The following is a 15563-nucleotide window of genomic DNA, read 5'->3' as shown; positions in this document are numbered from 1 at the left end:
CATCCAAACCAGTGATGAAGATGGGGACGAACAGCCGTAAAAGACAGAACAAAAAAAGCTCAATTGGATCTGGTCCCAGATCCGGTTGAGCTTTTTGCGCAGACGCCTATGATTCGCTTTTAATTCATGTACTTCTCCAACACGCTTTTCCGCAGCGCCAGATACTGTTCGTCGCCGTCTCCGGCTTGTCCGGACGCCGCGCGGATTTCGCTGCTGTCGAGCGGATGCTCTCCCTGCTCCAGCGCGTTGACCCAGTACGCCTGATGCGTCTCGTCCCACACCAGGAATAAGATGTATTCTTTTCCTTCGCGCATCGGCACATACTCTTCATAATAGTACTGTACCGGATCGTTGTTGTCGTCTTTCGCTGCGTAATAAGGCTCCATAACGGCAATTTCACCGCCGATCGCCTGCTTGTCCGAGTCTTTGTAGATTTTCGACACTTTCGCTCGGGTGATGGTGCTCCCGATCGTTTCCCCCGCGTCTTCTTCCACGACCGTTTCCCGGTCTGCGGTGGCCGTGACGCGCACTACCGCATCGGACTGCTCTTCGGCGTCGTCCGCGGTCAGGAACACGGCGTGGCCTACTTCGATTTTTTCTTCGCGCAGGCTCTCCGTCTTCCCGGCAGCCCCTTCGGTCGGCTCCGCCGATTCGGCCGGCTGCGCAGGCGCGGCCGGTTTATTCGCTTCTTCCTTCGCCTGACCGCCAGAAGCGGCGGGCGTTTCCGAAGCGGCTTCCGGTGCGCCGCCGCTGTCGGGATTCGCGCAGCCGCCGAGTCCCAAACTCAGTGTCAGTACGCCGGATAAAGCCAAAATCATCGATTTTTTTTGCATGTTCGATACCTCCGTTTTGTTCGCGGACCTTCTCCGATCGGTGCGAACGGAACCCGATAATTCCGGTCCTCGCCCCGGATCGGCCGTACCGCCTGGTGCATAGACGAGGTATCTCTCCGAAAAGTATGCTTTTTAGCACATAGGAAAGCGCTATTCTAACTGCGCTTATTTTCCTTTTTTAAAAAAATTCAAAAAAAGAAACTTTCTCAAAAAATATAGGCCTATGTTGGTAAGAACTATTTTAGAAGGTCCATATGAAGAAAATTATCAAAAAAGCTTTAGTTACTATCGCCGCCGCTACGCTACTCTTCTCTGCTTCCTCTAGTACTTATGCTTACACACTGTTCGGTGGACGTTGGGTCACTAGCCTCTCCGGAAGTACAGCACCAGATCTCCACGTCTATCTTGATCCTACGGTGTCATCTTACGGGTATAGTGGTGTTTCGAAGACCGGCTACTTATCATGGAATGGAATTTCCAGCCATATGAAAACAGCCGGAACTACTACTGCTAGTGCTGCAGATGTCAAAGTATATGCTGGCGATTTGCACACTACAGACTGGGCAGATACTTATAACTACACTCACATCTCCGGAAAAAACCAGAGCTGGACAGGAGTATACGCTTACTCAAGAGTAAGAATTAACAACCCGGAACTGAAAACAGAAAACCCTGTGCTTAGAGAAAAAGTCATGATTCACGAGTTCGGTCATGTAATGGGACTTGCCCGTGTCACTGATGAATCAACAAAGGCAATAATGAGACAGGGCGATAACAAATACTATACGCTCCAAACAGACGATAAGAATGGATTAAAAGCTTATACGGAAATTAAAGGAGTGTTGTCAATATGAATAGAAAAGCGCTAAAAACAATTCTTATTCCTTCAGGCGCCTTAATTTTATCTGCTTCTCTTTTTTTCGCATTAAGTAATGAAAAAATCCCACAAAGCACGAGTCCTTCAAACCCTGCACAAGCGGGATCGGCTACTGCTGATAGCCAGAAGAAAAATGACATGAAAATCATTAAAACAAGCAGCGAAACCCAAATCTATGAAGCATCAAGCGAACTTGAAGCAGAGGCAGACCTCGTTGTTCTGGCAACAGCTTCCCCTGAAATAAAATATGTTAATGAAGAACCTGATGAGAACGGAGTGCCATTATGGTATTGGGCAGAAACCAAAGTAGAGATTAAAAATCTTCAAAAATCAAAAGAAGATTTGGGTATCGGCGAAGATATTATGATCTACGAGCCTTATACTATCTTTACAGATAGTTTAGGCCAGCAGGTTAAGATCATTAACGAGAACTATAATGAAATCAAGCCAAATGAAGAATATCTTTTATTCTTAAAAAAACATCCTGATGGTGGCTATATGCCGTTAGGTACTTATCAAGGGAAAGTCAATATTTCCGATCCCGTTGACGAATCAAACAAAGAACTCAGCAATGAAGCCAAAGCGGAACTCCAAAGCTTTATCGAAGAGACCCCAGTTGAATAATTCAACTGAAATAACTCTAGTATTAACCGCAGCAATCGTAAAAAGATGCGCCCCTTCAGGGGACGCATCTTTTTACTAGAAAACGTAAGATATATTTCCGCTTGAGAAACCGAGTTGACCAGAGAGCAGATTGTCGTATGCTCCAGCTTCCAGCTGCGCCGTGATCGGCCGTTGGGCAGCGCAGCCGACTTCCTGTAGCCGCCGCCGTGATCAAACATAATCTGCCTTTGGATTACCGGCGTTTTGCCAAGCGCTAAAGATTACCTTTCCCGCTTTAGACACCGGAACCGGCTCCGCTGTAAGAGCGATCCTCGTGTTATAAAAGAGTGCGCGACCTTTTAATTTCTTGGCCATCTCCAACTGCTCGCCCGCAAAATATTCGACAGCTTTCTTCGATGTTCGGCAGCCTGTTTCTGCTTTTCTTCGAAATCCGCTTCCGATCGCACCGGAATGCCGCGCTCCCGGAGGGCGGACAAACTCGGCGGCTCGGGCATTTCAGCCTTTTCATGCAAGCGGCGGACGTGAAGCGTACTGACGTAACTGTCGATACTGGAGCGCATTTCTTTCAAGACCAGCGTATTGACGAGATCGGCAGGCCGCATGCCGAACTGCAGCAGCGAAAGCGCGTCTTCAAGCACGGCGACGGCAGCGACCGCAGACTGCTCCGTTTTTTTGCTGCGGTAGTAATAGAGAATCGGATAGGCGTGATGCTGGGCCGTAAGCATGCTTAATTGGGAAGCGCAATCGTGCAGCAGAAGATCAATCTGATGAAAATCCTTTCCGTTCCAAGCGGACAGCACGATTTCTTCCCCGCTGCGGCCCATGCCGAATACGTTTTGGGCAAAAGCTCGCTTCTGGGCAGTCGCGCTCAGCACCGAGATCAGGTAAGTAGCCGCCAGAGTGATGGACAGCATTCCGGTTCCGGTCGCGGCCACGGTCGCCATCTCCCAGCGTGTACCGTTCGGAACAAGGCTGCCGTTACCCAATGTAAAGAGCACATAGCCGGAAAAGTAAAGCCGCTCCGCCCATGAAGCTTCCGTATTCGTTTGCGGATTGAACAGCGCGGACGGGTCCGAAGCGAAAACGAGCGTCCAACCCACCCAAAGCATGACGACCCAGGTCAATACCGTAAGCGATAGAATGACCGGTCCCGCTAAACTCAAGGCCTGAGGCCGCCTGCCGAACAACTTGTGAAAGACCTTCCATAAGCCGGTCGACAGACGCCGGGTCACCGGCCCCGCGCCGCCTTCCACCCACAGCGTGCTCCAAACGAAATCAATCAATGCGATCCCGATCAAAATCAATCCTGCCGCCCCATACCATTCGTTCATGCTAGTCCTCCGTTCGCAAATCGGGCAGATTCGAATGCCCGCTTTTCTTCGGCTTTTTACCCTTCGCGCAAAACAAAGACGCAGCTTGCGCGGTGCGCATCCGCGAAAATGCACATGCTCTCGATCCGGCACTCGCGCTCGGCAAACGGCTTATGCTCGACTCCTTTCGGCACGACGAACAGACCTCCTTGAGCAAGCTTGACTCGGACGTCGCGGAAGTCGATGAACATCTCGCTTTGCATTTCATTCTTGTGACTTTTAAAAAAATCTTTTTTTGTTTATACGGGTTTAAATGCATTTATTAAAGAATTAGATCTGCGCCACAAATCTTTCCAACATAAAGTTGTAAAATCATTCATTACGTTTAATTTCAGCAAAGGAGGAAGAAGCCGATTTGAACATAAAAAGTCTTTTCGTTATCTTGATTTTTCTGCTGGCAGGATGCTCCCGCGCGGGCGGAGAGTATGCAAACGAGTTCAAGCTGGGTAACATGTCCACCTCGACGTTTGAAAACGATAAGAACTATTTCATCGTAACGACATTTGAATGGATGGGGAAAAATCCGGCAACGATCGAATCCATGGAGTTGGTCAAAAAAGACGGGACCCCGATTACCGTAGAAAGCGATCGAATCCGTTATGCTTTTCACGGGGCCGACCCGAAAAAAGCGGTAGGCGTCTATCAACGGGAAAATCTGGGCAATCTCGAAGAGATCCAAGGCTTCGAAGTCGAAGGCGAAAGCCGGTTGGTGTTGGAAGTTTCGCTGAATCACGTGCAGCCCGCCTCTGACCGCCGAATCAAAATCACGTACACAAGCGGCGGGAAAAAGCGCGAGCAGCTGCTTGAATCGACTACGATCGAGCAATTAACAACGGAAGAATAACGGGAAGTGAATCTTTTTTCTATCAAAAAAGGACCCGGCTGTAGGCCGGGTCCTCAACTCTCTTAACGCCCTCTCGCACCCTCCGCCGCTTCCTGCGCCTTCAGTTCTTCCAGCAGCTTGTCGCCTTCCACGTCCAGGTTCGGCAGAATGCGGTCGAGCCATTTCGGCAGCGCCCAGGCTTTGTCGCCGAACAGCGACATGACGGCCGGAACGAGCGTCATGCGGATGACGAACGCGTCGATCAGGATGCCGATCGCCAGCGCGAAGCCGATCTGCTTGATCATGATGTCGTGCGTGAAGATGAAGCCCGCGAATACGGCGACCATGATGACCGCCGCCGCCACGACGACGCGGCTCGCTTGGCCGTAGCCGTGGATGACGCTCTCCGTCCCGCGATGCCCGTGCACGTAGGATTCGCGCATGGACGAGACGAGGAACACCTGATAGTCCATCGCCAGACCGTACAGGATGCCCGTGACCATGATCGGCATAAAGCTCAGGATCGGACCCGCCGTATCGAACGCGAACAGGTCATGCGCCCAGCCCCATTGGAACACGGCGGTCGTGATGCCGAACGTGGCCAGGATGCTGAGCAGGAACCCGACGGTCGCCTTGATCGGCACGACGATCGAGCGGAAGACGAGCAGCAGGATAATAAGCGACAGGACGACGATGATGCCCACATAGATCGGGAACACTTCCGCGAGCTTCGCCGACATGTCGATGTTGACCGCCGTCACGCCCGTCACGCCAAGCGTGACGCCGGTGGCGGTGGCGATTGCCAAATTTTCGTCGCGCAGCGTCGTGACCAACTTCGACGTTGCTTCGTCGTTCGGTCCGGTCTTCGGAATGACGCTGAACATCGCCAGCTTGCCGTTCTCGCTGATGCCGAGCGGCGAGACGACGGAGACATTATCGAGCAGCTGCATTCCCTGCGTCAGCGCGCCGAGCGTCTGCGGCGTGATATTTTCGCCGTTGGCGGATTCCGCGACGATCAGCAGCGTGCCGTTGAAGCCTTCGCCGAAGCTTTCCGAGATCGCGTCGTAGCTCTGGCGTTTGGCCGTATCCAGATCGGCCGAAGCCGCAGACGGAATCGCCAGGTTCATCTGCGCGGCCGGAACCGCGGCGATGCCGAGAATGACCACGATCAGCAGAATAACCGGCCAGCGGAATTTGATCACGCCGTGAATCCAGCGGGCCTTCGCCTGCTTCTGCGCGCGGGAAGCCTGCACGGCGGCGTTTTTCTCGCGCGCTTTGCGGGAGCAGATGCGCTCGCCGATCAGGCCGAGCAGCGCCGGCAGCAGCGTGAGCGCGATCAGTACATTGAGCAGCACCGTCGCCGAAGCGACCAGCGCCATCGTGCTCAGGAAGCCGATGCCGATGACCAGCAGGCCGCACAAGGCGATGATGACCGTCAGGCCCGCGAAAAAGACGGCGCTGCCCGCGGTGCCGATCGAGCGGCTGGCCGCTTCTTTCGCGCCGAGTCCCTGGTCGAAAATGAGGCGGCGCTGACGGTTGATAATGAACAGCGCGTAGTCGATACCGACCGCAAGGCCCACCATCAGGGCCAGTACCGGCGTGATGGAACTCATGTTCAGATACGTCGAGAAGGCGTACGCGCCGCCGACCCCGATACCGACGCCGAACAGCGCGACGACCAACGGCAGTCCGGCCGCGATGACGGAGCCGAGCGTCATGATCAGCACGATCGCCGCCACGACGAGGCCGTATACCTCGTTGCTTCCGATCGGAATGTCCAGCGGCAGCAGCGATTCGCTCGGCAGCGCCTCGAGACCTGTCTCGCTGGCCGCGGATTCGACCGTGTCCACGACCGAGGCTTTGATCTCGTCGGACACGGCCGACTGCTGGACCGTGAATTGGAACTGGAACAGCGCCGCGCGGCCGTCGTTTGCGATCGTCACGCCGATTACCGGCGCGCCGTCCACGATCAGCTGCGTATACGGCGGCTGATCGGCCGAGCCGGCTGCGCCCTGCCGAGCCGCGGCATCCGCGCCCGCGTCTGCTCCCTGCTGCGCGGCGCCCGCACCTTCCTGCTGCGCCATGCCCGCGCCCTGCTGGGCGTCGGCTTCTCCGCTCTGCCCCGCTCCGGCGCCCTGGCCGGCCGCGCCCGCGGCGGCATCGCCGGCTCCGGCTTCGCCGCCTGCCGCACCTTGTGCGGCCTGCGCTTGGGCCTGAGCCTGCGCCATGGCCTGCGCGGCCAGTTCCGGCGCGTTCAGCACCTGGTCGAGTCCGTACACTTCGTCGACCGCTTCCTTGATCGCCGCCAGCCTCTCCGGCGTATTCAGGCTTTCGCCTTCGGGCGCGACGAATACGACGCTGCCCTGTCCGCCGGATGCTTCCGGCTGGACTTCCGCCAGCTGATCGAGCACTTTTTGCGACTCCGTGCCTTCAAGCTTCATCTCCGAGCTGACGCTCACGCCGTTCACGCTCAGCATCGCGATCACGATCGCCAGCACGACGACCCAGCCCCCGATGAACAGCCAAGGCCTGCTGTATGCCGACTTGCCTAATTTGTATAGAAATTTGGACACCCTTTTTCGCTCCTTTTAAGTCGGCCCGTCTTAAGCGGACCTCAAAATCCTTTTTTTAAATACCCGAACGTCATTTCCAAAAAATCGTCAAACGCCATCGTACCCGCGCCTTCTCTCGGAGCTTCCCCCGGAATCTGCACGTCGATGTCCCCGTCCAGGATCGACATGACGGCTCCGAACACCGCGCCCGCCAAAATATGCGTATACCCCTGCGGACAGCGGCCGCCGCAGAGCCGGTCCAATTCGGTCTGGGCCGCGGCCTGAAGCCGGTGCAGCACGTTCAGGACGTACGGCTCCAGCGTCGGATACGCTTTGGAGAGGACGACCAATTCCCTCAGCTCCCGCAGCAGATTGGCCGTGAATTTCATTTTCATCCATTGACGGAGCGCTTCGACCGGAGACTCGTGCGGCGCGGATTCGACTTCCCGCAGGATATCTTCCCGGTGCAAATCCCCGCTTGCTCCGCTCAAAGACAAGATCCCCATCGACACCGCTTCTTCCTTGCAGGAAAAATGGTTGGCGAACGTCCGCCGCGAATAACGCGCGCGCTGCACCACGTCTTCGATCGTGAAGCCGTCCAAGCCTTTTTCCAGCGCCAGTTCGAACGAGGTTCGGGCCAGCACATGCCAGGTTTCTTCTTTTTTCATGTCGCGCAGGCTTTGTTTGACCATGTTCCTTCTCCTCTCCACCCTGCTTCCTTTTCAAGCCTGTATCCAAACACCCGAAACCGACTATATCATTTCGTTGCACAATGTGCAACTTTGCTCAACGGGAATGAATTCGACCGTACCGAAATAAGCGCACAACAAAAAACCGGGCATGCGGCGAAGGCCGATCCCGGTTTGGGCGCGATGCGGTTTTGCTTTTTTCGCGAGCGGTTGATCTCGGTCGATCACCTTCGGCCGATCTTCCTCAGTCGCCCGCCGACGTGCCTTGATCCGCTTTGGAAGAAGCTTGGGCGGAGCGCCCGGTCAGCGTTTCTCCCGCAGCCGAATTCCCTTTTCCGCCGGTAAGCGCCGCGACGATCAAGCCGCCGAGACCTCCGACGACCGCCGGCAGCAGCCAGCCCAAGCCCACGCCGTATAGCGGCAAAATCTGGGCGAACAGATTGTCTATCGACGCGATTTTGATGCCTGCCGCCTTGAATCCGTCGAACAGGCTCACGAGGAAGGTCAGCAGCATCGTGCCCTGGTAGACCGAAGCTCTGCCTTTGAACAGCGGATGCAGGAACGTCAGGATGACCAGCGCGATCACCATCGGATACAGGACCATCAGGACCGGAACCGAAACTTTGATGAGACCGCTCAGTCCGATGTTCGCGACGAGCGCGCTGAATACGGACAGCGCCACGGTGATCGTTTTATACGACATTTTCGGAAAAAGTCCGTGGAAGAACGAAGCGCAGGACGTAATCAGGCCGACGCTCGTCGTGATGCAGGCCATCGTGACGATCAGCGCCAGCAGCACGGAGCCGTAAGCGCCGAAGTAATGGGACGAGACGGCGGCGAGCACGGCGGCACCGTTGTCCTTGAGGCCCAGCCCGCCGACGCTCGAAGCGCCGATATAGGCCAGCGCCGTGTAGATGATCGCCAGCAGAACCGCCGCGATCACGGCCGCTTTGATGCAGGCCGAGACCAACTCGCCGCGCTTCTTCACGCCGCTGTCCTTCAGGGCGTTCACGACGATGATGCCGAAAATGACCGCGGCCAGCGCGTCCAGCGTCAGATAGCCTTCCTGGAAGCCTTTGAAGACGGCGTGCGCCGCATAGCTCTCGTCGGGCGCCGCGAAGTCGGCGATCGGATAGAAAGCCGCCGCCGCGATCAGCACGGCGATGAAGATAAGCATGAGCGGCGTCAGCACTTTACCGACGATATCGATGATCTTCGAAGGATTCAGCGACAGCAGGCAGGACGCCGCGAAGAATACGACGGTGAAGACGGCCAGGCCGACCGTATGCGATCCTTCCGGCAGCAGAGGCTTGACCCCGATCTCGAACGATACCGTACCCGTACGGGGCATGGCGAAGAACGGCCCGATCGCCAGGTACAGCGCCGCGGCAAAAACGAGACCGAACAGCGGATGCACGCGGCTCGACAGAGAGCGCAGATCGCGTTCGCCCGAGAAGACGAAAGCGGCGACGGCCAGCAGCGGCAGCCCTACTCCCGTCATCAGGAAGCCCGCGTTGGCGGACCAAACATGCTCTCCGGCCATCTGGCCGAGCATCGGCGGAAAGATCAGGTTGCCCGCTCCGAAGAACAGGGCGAAGAGCATGGAGCCGAGCACGATGATAAAGGATACATTGACTTTTTTCTGCATAATGATACTCCCCCAAGCAGCGAAACCTTTAAAGGTAAGGCGTTTGTATTTGATGTCTACGGATAATGAATGTCAAAGCTGACGATTCTCCCGCTTGGCCTGGTAGGCGTCGATCGCCCGAAGCCAATTGCGGCGGACCAAGCGGTTCAACTCTTCCCGGTTCCCCTGCTCGAAAGCCTGGACGATAAGCTCATGCTCCTCGACCGAACCCTCGTCCAGAATAATCGAATTGTGGAAAAACAGCCTTCGGACATGCGCCTGAAACGTGGAGATCGTATTCGCGATATACGGATTCTCCGTCAGTTCGACGACGATGCCGTGAAACTCTTCGTCAAGCTTCAGCGCGTAATGGTAATCGTCTTTGGCCAGCGCCTCGCCGAATTCGGCGTTGACGTGCCGGAGCGACTCGATCGTCCGAGCGGTCATGAGCGGCAGCGCGGTCTCGGCGGCCAGCGACTGCAGCGCGGCCAGCGGCGGCAGAATCTTGGCGATGTCTTCGCCGTTCAGCTGCGTCACCTGCGTGGACACGCCCGGATTCATCTCGACCAGCCCTTCGACGCTCAGCAGCTGCAGCGCTTCGCGTACCGGCGTCCGGCTTACGCCGAGCGCGTTGGCGAGTTCGCCGTCGTTCAGCTTCTCCCCCGGTTGAAGCGTACCGTCGATAATCCACTCCTGAAGCTGCTGGAAGGCGCGCTGCTTGGCCGACAGTCGGTTCGGCGTGGTAAAACCTGTTGGAATCGGCATAACGCCCTCCTTATATAACTGACATGGCCTTGATAGGATTGGTTCATTATATCCGTTCAATTTCCGTCATGCAATATATTGCATACGTTTTCGGAAAATTTTTTTTAATTCTTGAACGCGCTGAAGCATTTAACGGAAAAGGCCGAAGCCTCGAAGGCCGCTCTTTCCCTTATCGGAATCGGCCTCGCGGGGTACAGACGTTCGCCACTCCGTGTTATAATAGGCGGACGAAACGAACCTTACGGGATGGAGACGATAAACAGCATGAATGCGAACACGGCGTTCACCGACGAACAATGGAATACGCTCGTGCAGGGCGTGGCGGAAGCTTATGACGACCTGACGCTGAAAAGAGGCTTTCAATACGAGCGGATGGGAAGCGTGCAGCAGCTCTCGCTGTCGGAAGATCGGCGGCTGGAAGCCGAAGTCAAGGAAGGCGATACGCTGTGCCGGGTCGAGCTGGCGCTCGATCTGCCGGCCGGAGGCAGCTGCGGCTGCAAAGATCGCAAGCCGTGCCGACATCAGGCGGCGGCGCTGATGAAGCTGGCCCGGCTGCGCGGACGGCCGGTATCGGCCCTAGCGAATGCCAGCGCTTCGGGTCCGGCCGCGCGAACTTCGCGCGCGGGCGGACCCGATGCCGAGAAAGGCCCGGCCCGTGACGCCTCGCTTGAAGGCGGAAGCGCCGCGGCTCAAGGCGGGCATGCCGAAAGCGGCAGTCCGCAGGCCGCCCGAATGTCGGCGCGGACCGGAGCGGACGGAGCCGGGCATGCCGAAGGCAGCCGGCCGGACTTTCTCGCCGCCGAAGAGGCGGACGGGGACGGTACGCGCAAAGCGCCCGGCGTCGAGCAGGCCGCCCTGCTTGCCGCGTCCGGCATCTCGGCCTGGCATCGGCGCTTCGAGGAAGCCGCCGCTTCGCTGACGGGACGGACCCGCAATCCGAAGTTCGCCGAGCTGACGCTGAGCCGCATTTTCGAAGACCTGCCTCCTTTCGGGGCGGGCATCGAAGCGCTGTACCGGCTGAACGCGCATCTCTTCGTGCTGAAGACGATGATCTCGTCTTCGACCGGCTACTATGCGCATCTTGCCGTGTCCGATACGGCGGCGGGCATGGAAGCCTGCCTCGCCGCTCCCCTTCCGGAGCCCGGCGATCCGCTCGTCCGGGAACGGCTGGACGAAACGCTCGGATTCCTGCGCAGGCTGATGCTGACCGAAGACCGCGAGCAGGATGCTTTTTCCCGCGGCTATTACCGGCTGCTGACCGAATGGGCCGCTCCGGAAAGCGGCATGCCGGCCGGCGAACATTCCGACCGTTACGAATCCGAACTCCAGTATTTGATGGACGGAGAACGCGAGCTGGGACGGTCTTTGAACCGGCAGGCCTGGCTGGGCGCGAATGCCTGGAGCCGATTCTGCCTGGGACAGGACGACAGAGCGAAAGCTCTGCTGGCCGAAGCCGCGGACAAACCTTATTTTTCGCCGAAAAAACTGCCGGACTTCCTCTCCCCCGCCGCCCGAAGCGGTCAGTGGGAGCGGCTGGCCGGATGGCTCGAAACGTTCGGTCCGCTGCTGGAGCGGGCGCGGGCGAATCTGGACGATTACGGGCGGATGTGGGACGAGACGCTGGAGCATCTGCCGGACGCCGAGCCGAGAATGTGGGCGGCGCTGAGCGGGATGCTGCCGTACGCGTCGACTTTTTACGAGACCAAGCTGCTGGAGCGCGAACGCTGGGACGAGTGGATGGATTATCAGCTGTCGACGGGAGCCGAGCCTTCCCGCTTCAAAGTGACGGAACTTGCGCCGATCGAAAAAAACGCGCCGGAGCAGCTGCTCCCCTTCTATCACCAGGCGGTCGAACGGATGGTCGAGCAGCGCAGCCGCGACGGATACAAGGCCGCGGTGAAGCTGCTCAAGCGTTTGGAGAAGCTGTACAGGAAAATGAAGCGCGAGGAGCGCTGGGACTTCTTCATGGAGTCGTTCAACGCCCGGTACGGGCGGCTGCGCGCGCTGCAGGAAGAATTGAAGAAAGGAAAGCTGATGCTATGAACGCAGTGATGGAAACCGTTACGGTGCACGCCGTGCTGAGCGAATTCGGCGACGTGCTGCTCTATGGAACAAAGCCGACGTACGGCGCGGTTCCGGGTCTGTATTTCAAGCAGCTGCTGTTCGCGCGGCACGAGGAATCGTTCTACGGAACCGCTCTGGAAATGCAGAGCACGGGCGAAATGGAGCTGGTGCTGCTGCCGGCGGAGATGGTGCTGGACTTCTTCGCGGAACGGCCGCTGCTTCGGCATATCGACTGGAACTTCGAGGGAGACGCCGAACTGCTGACGCGCAGCGCGCCGGCGCTGGCGGCGAGCATCGACAAGCGGGCTTACAAGCCCGACTTCGGCGCCTACCGCTCCGGCAAGCTGCAGTGGAAATGGGACCGGCATGCGCTCAAGGAGCGTCAGCACGCTTCGGTGCTGGCCGCGCTGGACCGGGGCAGGCTTCGGGGCGCGAACGCGGCGGCCGCCGAAACGCGCGGCAGCTCGGCAAAACTCAGCGACGAGGAAGCTTACGAAGAAGCGATGTTCGGCGGCCGCAGCGAGGAAGACGACCTCGAAGAGACATTCGCGGCCGGACTGAGGGCCGCTTACTCGGCGGCCGTCTTCCAACGGCGCTACGGCACGGAGCAGGCCGCGCTGGATCTCCGACGCGAGCATCCGCTTCTGTTCGATCGCGGGGCGTCGGCGGCGGGGCTCGACGAGGATGCCTGGCTCGTCGCGGTCGGCTGGCGCGAAGACGCCGCGCCGTTCCGTCCCGTCGTCCGGTTCCTGGAGCCGGACGAGGACAGCGCGGACTGGAGGCTGCAGCTGGCCCTCCAGGACAAGAAGGACGAAGCGACGCTCGTCCCGATTACGCTGTCGGACGTCGGCATCGCGGCCGGAGACTGGCCTTCGGCCTGGGAGAAGCCTGTGCGCGAGCGGAGCGCCGAATGGCTCAAGAGCCTGCGGACCGGCCTGCCGACGCCCCGCGTGGCGCCGGGACACGACATTTTGGCCCGCGGCATGGGCGGGCCGGACGCCTGGCAGTTCCTGACGAAGGACAGCCCTCGGCTGCTGAACGCCGGATGGCGGGTGCTGCTGCCGGCCTGGTGGCAGGCGGCGAGCAAGAAGAAGCCGAAGCTGAAGGCGCGGGTCAAGGAAGAAGAAGGCGAAGGCAAGAAAGGCGGCCGTTCCGTGTTCGGCCTCGATTCCGTGCTGAACTTCGACTGGAGGATCGCCATCGGCGACGCCGAGTTCAGCGAAGAGGAATATCTCGAGCTGGCCGCGCGCAACGAGCGGCTCGTGCAGTTCCGCGGCGAGTGGGTCGCGCTCGATCCCGCCCTGCTGACGCAGATCAGCCGGGCGATGAACGGGCTCGACAAGCGAAGCGGCCTGTCGTTCCAGGATATCCTTCAGCTTCAGCTGCTGAAGAAAGAAGAAGAAAACAGCGAGGCGGAAGAACGGTCCCGGGCCGAAGAGGACGCCCGGCTGGAGATCGAAGTCCAGCTGAGCGGCCATCTGGCGGCGCTGATCGACCAGCTCGGCCAGAAGGAAGCCTGGCCGGAAATCGGGATCCCGAAGGGACTGCGCGCCGAGCTGCGCAATTACCAGCGCGAAGGCTTCGGCTGGCTCGCCTTCCTGCGCCGCCTGGGCCTCGGCGCCTGCCTGGCCGACGACATGGGCCTCGGCAAGACCGTGCAGCTGATCTCGTATCTGCTGCACGTCAAGGAGAGCCGCGCCGAAGCGGAAGCCGGCCGGGCGCCGGGCGGCGGGTACGACGCGGGCGGATCGGAAGCGTACGCCGACGCGCGCCCGCAGGCGGGCCGGCGCGCCCGTCCGGCTCGCGGCGGGGATTCGGCTTCCGCGAACGCGGAAGCTTCCGCGGCGGTACAGGCGCGCGCCGACGCGAGCGGCAGCGGCGGACCTCCCGCCTGGCTGCCGCCGGACGACGGCATCATCCGGCCGGGTTCCTATCCGCTGGAAGCTTCGCTGATCATCTGCCCGACGTCCCTGCTGGGCAACTGGCAGAAGGAGATCGCCCGCTTCGCGCCGGATTTGCGCGTCATGCTGCATTACGGTCCGAACCGGCGAACCGGCGAAGCGTTCGCCGCGGCCGCGTCGGACGCCGACGTCGTGCTGACGTCGTACGCGACCTCCGCGCTCGATCAGGAGCTGCTGCGCGGCTTCGACTGGCTGACGATCTGCCTGGACGAAGCGCAGACGATCAAGAACGCGCAGACCAAGCAGTCCACCGCGATCCGCAGCTTCAAAGCGCTGCATAAGATCGCGCTGACCGGCACGCCGATCGAGAACCGGCTGGCCGAGCTGTGGTCGATCTACGACTTCATGGTGCCCGGCTATCTCGGCGGGCCGAAGTCGTTCCAGGAGCGCTTCGCCAATCCGATCGAGAAGGAACAGGACGAAGACAAGATCGCCGAGCTGCAGAAGCTGGTCAAGCCGTTCATGCTCCGCCGCAAGAAGAAGGACCCGAACATCCAGCTCGATCTGCCGGAGAAGAACGAGATGAAGACGTACATCCATCTCACGCCGGAGCAGAGCGTGCTGTACGAGCAGGTCGTCAAGCAGCTGCTCAAGGAGATGCCGCAGCTGGAAGGCATGAAGCGCAAAGGCGCCATTCTGTCCGCGCTGACGCAGCTCAAGCGGCTGTGCGACCATCCGGCGCTGACGGCGGGCGATTCGGCGGGCACGGACCCCGAAGAAGCGCCGGATCTCGATACGCTGATCGAGCAGTCCGCCAAGCTCTCGCGCCTCGTGGCCATGGTCAAGGAGCTGCGGGCCGAAGGCGAGCGCTGCCTGATCTTTACCCAATACATCGGCATGGGCGAGATGATGCAGCGGGTGCTGAGCGAAGAGCTCGGCGAGAACGTGCTCTATCTGAACGGCAGCACGCCGAGAACGGCGCGCGAGCGCATGATCGAGAAGTTTCAGGCCAAGGAGCAGCCTCCGGGCGAGACGACGGCCGTGTTCATCCTGTCGCTCAAAGCGGGCGGCGTCGGCCTCAACCTGACGGCGGCCAACCATGTCTTCCACGTGGACCGCTGGTGGAATCCGGCCGTCGAGAACCAGGCGACCGACCGGGCGTACCGGATGGGCCAGACCAAGGATGTCCAGGTGCACAAGTTCATCTCGATCGGCACGCTGGAAGAGCGGATCGACGACATGCTGGAGAGCAAGCAGCAGCTCAGCGACAGCGTCATCGCCGGCTCGGAAGGCTGGATCACCGAATTGTCCGACAGCGCGCTGCGGGATCTGTTCACGCTGCGGAAAGGCTGAGGTCCTTCTCTCCTCCCCTTGCCGAGACGGATCGCATTTTCGTCATAAAAACGTTCATCATCGTTCGTACCGGGAAGAAAAAACC

At 59.1% G+C, this 15563-nt stretch carries 11 protein-coding genes and 1 pseudogene; 5 read left to right on the top strand and 7 right to left on the bottom strand.

The window, feature by feature from the left end; genetic code table 11:
• Positions 1 to 119 precede the first annotated feature (119 nt).
• On the bottom strand, positions 120 to 833 hold the full coding sequence (locus GYN08_RS18435) for a hypothetical protein (protein ID WP_166277345.1): 714 nt from the start codon (positions 831 to 833) through the stop codon (positions 120 to 122).
• Positions 834 to 1087: 254 nt separating this feature from the next.
• On the opposite strand from GYN08_RS18435, the gene GYN08_RS18430 reads away from it, so the two are divergent.
• Positions 1088 to 1687 carry a matrixin family metalloprotease gene (locus GYN08_RS18430; RefSeq protein WP_166277342.1) on the top strand — a complete coding sequence of 200 codons (600 nt, stop codon included), beginning with the start codon at positions 1088 to 1090 and terminating at the stop codon, positions 1685 to 1687.
• Positions 1684 to 2334 carry a hypothetical protein gene (locus GYN08_RS18425; protein ID WP_166277339.1) on the top strand — a complete coding sequence of 217 codons (651 nt, stop codon included), beginning with the start codon at positions 1684 to 1686 and terminating at the stop codon, positions 2332 to 2334. Before GYN08_RS18430 ends, GYN08_RS18425 begins: the two co-directional genes overlap by 4 nt.
• Before the next feature lie 338 nt (positions 2335 to 2672).
• Here the strand turns inward: GYN08_RS18425 and GYN08_RS18420 are convergent, their stop codons facing one another.
• Together GYN08_RS18420 and GYN08_RS18415 are read right to left on the bottom strand one after the other, a co-directional pair.
• Positions 2673 to 3665: a two pore domain potassium channel family protein gene (locus GYN08_RS18420; protein ID WP_166277336.1), complete on the bottom strand. Its 993-nt coding sequence runs from the start codon at positions 3663 to 3665 to the stop codon at positions 2673 to 2675.
• Between the two features lie 56 nt (positions 3666 to 3721).
• Positions 3722 to 3907: pseudogene (locus tag GYN08_RS18415) on the bottom strand (hypothetical protein); the annotation flags it as partial.
• Positions 3908 to 4059: 152 nt separating this feature from the next.
• Here GYN08_RS18415 and GYN08_RS18410 point away from each other — a divergent pair.
• Positions 4060 to 4548: a hypothetical protein gene (locus tag GYN08_RS18410; protein ID WP_166277330.1), complete on the top strand. Its 489-nt coding sequence runs from the start codon at positions 4060 to 4062 to the stop codon at positions 4546 to 4548.
• A 62-nt stretch (positions 4549 to 4610) separates the two neighbouring features.
• On the opposite strand, the gene GYN08_RS18405 is transcribed toward GYN08_RS18410, so the two are convergent.
• The 4 genes from GYN08_RS18405 to GYN08_RS18390 form a co-directional block, all read right to left on the bottom strand.
• The gene (locus GYN08_RS18405) at positions 4611 to 7100 is read right to left on the bottom strand and encodes an MMPL family transporter (RefSeq protein ID WP_166277327.1); all 2490 of its coding nucleotides are present in this window, start codon (positions 7098 to 7100) and stop codon (positions 4611 to 4613) included.
• 41 nt (positions 7101 to 7141) lie between these two features.
• Entirely contained in the window at positions 7142 to 7771 is a 630-nt protein-coding gene (locus GYN08_RS18400) for a TetR/AcrR family transcriptional regulator (RefSeq protein WP_166277325.1), read from the bottom strand.
• A 241-nt stretch (positions 7772 to 8012) separates the two neighbouring features.
• Entirely contained in the window at positions 8013 to 9416 is a 1404-nt protein-coding gene (brnQ, locus tag GYN08_RS18395; RefSeq protein WP_166277322.1) for a branched-chain amino acid transport system II carrier protein, read from the bottom strand.
• A gap of 72 nt (positions 9417 to 9488) precedes the next feature.
• The gene (locus GYN08_RS18390) at positions 9489 to 10160 is read right to left on the bottom strand and encodes a GntR family transcriptional regulator (protein WP_166277319.1); all 672 of its coding nucleotides are present in this window, start codon (positions 10158 to 10160) and stop codon (positions 9489 to 9491) included.
• A 264-nt stretch (positions 10161 to 10424) separates the two neighbouring features.
• Here GYN08_RS18390 and GYN08_RS18385 point away from each other — a divergent pair, with 264 nt between their 5' ends.
• Positions 10425 to 12203 carry a hypothetical protein gene (locus GYN08_RS18385; RefSeq protein ID WP_166277316.1) on the top strand — a complete coding sequence of 593 codons (1779 nt, stop codon included), beginning with the start codon at positions 10425 to 10427 and terminating at the stop codon, positions 12201 to 12203.
• Positions 12200 to 15478 (top strand): DEAD/DEAH box helicase, encoded by a 3279-nt coding sequence (locus GYN08_RS18380; protein ID WP_166277313.1) that lies wholly within the window; start codon positions 12200 to 12202, stop codon positions 15476 to 15478. The genes GYN08_RS18385 and GYN08_RS18380 overlap by 4 nt, the downstream gene beginning before the upstream one ends.
• Positions 15479 to 15563: the final 85 nt, after the last annotated feature.

Source organism: Saccharibacillus alkalitolerans (assembly GCF_011090185.1).
In the GTDB taxonomy this organism is placed as follows: domain Bacteria; phylum Bacillota; class Bacilli; order Paenibacillales; family Paenibacillaceae; genus Saccharibacillus; species Saccharibacillus alkalitolerans.
This window is presented reverse-complemented; position numbering and strand designations above follow the sequence as displayed.

Bases quoted from the DNA above. Each gene is read 5' to 3' on its own strand.
- GYN08_RS18435 (WP_166277345.1), bottom strand. From the start codon at position 833: ATGCAAAAAAAATCGATGATTTTGGCTTTATCCGGCGTACTGACACTG.
- GYN08_RS18430 (WP_166277342.1), top strand. From the start codon at position 1,088: ATGAAGAAAATTATCAAAAAAGCTTTAGTTACTATCGCCGCCGCTACG.
- GYN08_RS18425 (WP_166277339.1), top strand. From the start codon at position 1,684: ATGAATAGAAAAGCGCTAAAAACAATTCTTATTCCTTCAGGCGCCTTA.
- GYN08_RS18420 (WP_166277336.1), bottom strand. From the start codon at position 3,665: ATGAACGAATGGTATGGGGCGGCAGGATTGATTTTGATCGGGATCGCA.
- GYN08_RS18400 (WP_166277325.1), bottom strand. From the start codon at position 7,771: ATGGTCAAACAAAGCCTGCGCGACATGAAAAAAGAAGAAACCTGGCAT.
- brnQ (WP_166277322.1), bottom strand. From the start codon at position 9,416: ATGCAGAAAAAAGTCAATGTATCCTTTATCATCGTGCTCGGCTCCATG.
- GYN08_RS18390 (WP_166277319.1), bottom strand. From the start codon at position 10,160: ATGCCGATTCCAACAGGTTTTACCACGCCGAACCGACTGTCGGCCAAG.
- GYN08_RS18385 (WP_166277316.1), top strand. From the start codon at position 10,425: ATGAATGCGAACACGGCGTTCACCGACGAACAATGGAATACGCTCGTG.
- GYN08_RS18380 (WP_166277313.1), top strand. From the start codon at position 12,200: ATGAACGCAGTGATGGAAACCGTTACGGTGCACGCCGTGCTGAGCGAA.